Here is a 1868-nt window from a genome sequence, read left to right on the forward strand (position 1 = left end):
AACAGAAAGAATATAGATTAAGAAAGAAGGCAGAGCTAGAGGAATTAAAGAAGTTGGCTCAATTAGTTAAGGCATAAGACAAAAAAATTTTTTTGCTTACTCGATTCTGAATTCATCTATGACTTGGTTATAATATTTTTTGATTACATCTAATGGACCTTCAAAATATTCATCTCCATAATCATTCTTCTTTAATTCATTTCTATCAACTGCTTCGCTCAGTAATTGGAGTAATTTAGCTTCGGCTTTATATTGATTGTTCACAGGATTACATATTATTTCTATTGCTCCACCATCATGTTGTTTATATGTAATTAATCTTTGTTTCATGTATATGGTTCTTCCTGGTTTATAAATTTCTGTTCCTTTATGCTTTGTTAATTGAACAATATAAAGAAAGCCCTTGATACTTTTTGAAACATGATATGTAGTTTTAGTGCCACTATGCTTTACTTGATAGCCTATCTGTTCCAATTCTCTTTTCAATTGTGCTTGTGAATATTTAATACCAGTCTCCTCGAAGTATTTTTCTTGAATCACTTTTATATCACTTCTTTCTGCAACATATCCATATAAATTCATAAATGTTTCCAGTGAAGTAATTTCATATTTTTGTTTCATTCTTTTTAGTTCTTTATTGATTGTATCATATGATTGCTCTAAATCGCCCACTCTTTGTTTTAAGAATTTATTTTCTTGGTATATCTCACTGTATTGTATATCTAACTCATCACAATTATCTTTCATCATCTGGTTCTCAACTTGGATATCTATTAACTGTTCTCTGAACTTTTGGTTTTCATCTAATGCCTTATCTAATTTATCTTTCAACATTTTATTTTCATCTAATGCCTTATCTAATTTTTCTCTGAGTAAATTAATTTCTTGTATTGCTTCTTGTAATGTCATATGATGACTCATTTGATGAGGAAATAAAATTACGAAAAAAATTATGAAACGCTAAAATAATTACTCAATACAATATAAACGCTTAAATTTGTTGATACTTATTTTTCTTGTTTTCCCATTTATATCTTTCATCAAAACATACTCACTTCCTCTATCATTATTTATAAATAATCTTCTATACATGTCATCATGTGTTTTCAAATAAAATTGTTCATCAACTAGATTAAAATAATAATTATGGAATTCAAGCTGGCCATATCTATTAATTTCAAATGATTTATTTTCATCAAGTTCATCTATAAAAACATACTCAATACCATTTTGTTTAGATTTATTTTTACAGTTCTCTTGATTTGTAATCCATCTTAAGTTTTCAATTCTATTATCAGCTCTGTTATGGTTAATATGGTCCACCTGAGGCAAATTATTAGGATTTGGAATGAATTGTTGTGCAATAATTCTATGTTTCTTATATGACTTTTGATTTAATTTTATTGTAACATATCCTTTGTTATTAAACCATTCACTAATAATATAGCCATCTTTTTTCCTTCTAATTGTGAAAGGATGCTGTGATAATATTTCATAATCTTCAAATCCATTTAATGTAATGTATTGAGCTTCCATTTTTAGTAGCGATTAAAATTTCATAATTCTTTTAAAATTAGTGAGATTAATTTGTTGATAAGATTTTGATTTTTGAAAACAATTTGATCCATCTAATAAATCAAATTCTATTTCTTCCCCATTGTACATTCTTTCGTATAACTCTTCTATTGTAATTCCCATTCTTTTTGCTTTGTTGAGAATGCACTGCTTTGGAACACCACGCATGCGCACGTGATATCCTTCATTTCCTTTTTCATCAACTAATATATCCAGATAACTTTTCTTCCCAAGTGCTATTAATTTACGTGAATGTACACCCCCAACTGCACCATTAAATGAATCAAAATCGC

At 27.8% G+C, this 1868-nt stretch carries 3 protein-coding genes; all 3 read right to left on the reverse strand.

The features are described 5' to 3' along the window. Positions 1-96: 96 nt before the first annotated feature. Complete coding sequence (locus tag QZ306_RS10450; RefSeq protein ID WP_295163640.1) at positions 97-909, reverse strand: GIY-YIG nuclease family protein; 813 nt, start codon at positions 907-909, stop codon at positions 97-99. Positions 910-969: 60 nt separating this feature from the next. After that, complete coding sequence (locus tag QZ306_RS10455; protein WP_295163641.1) at positions 970-1536, reverse strand: HNH endonuclease signature motif containing protein; 567 nt, start codon at positions 1534-1536, stop codon at positions 970-972. 12 nt (positions 1537-1548) lie between these two features. Next, positions 1549-1868, reverse strand: a 320-nt coding sequence (locus tag QZ306_RS10460) for a hypothetical protein (RefSeq protein WP_295163643.1), incomplete at its 5' end; no start/stop codon positions are given.

The sequence above is a fragment of the uncultured Brachyspira sp. genome (assembly GCF_910588665.1).
Taxonomy (GTDB): Bacteria; Spirochaetota; Brachyspiria; order Brachyspirales; family Brachyspiraceae; genus Brachyspira.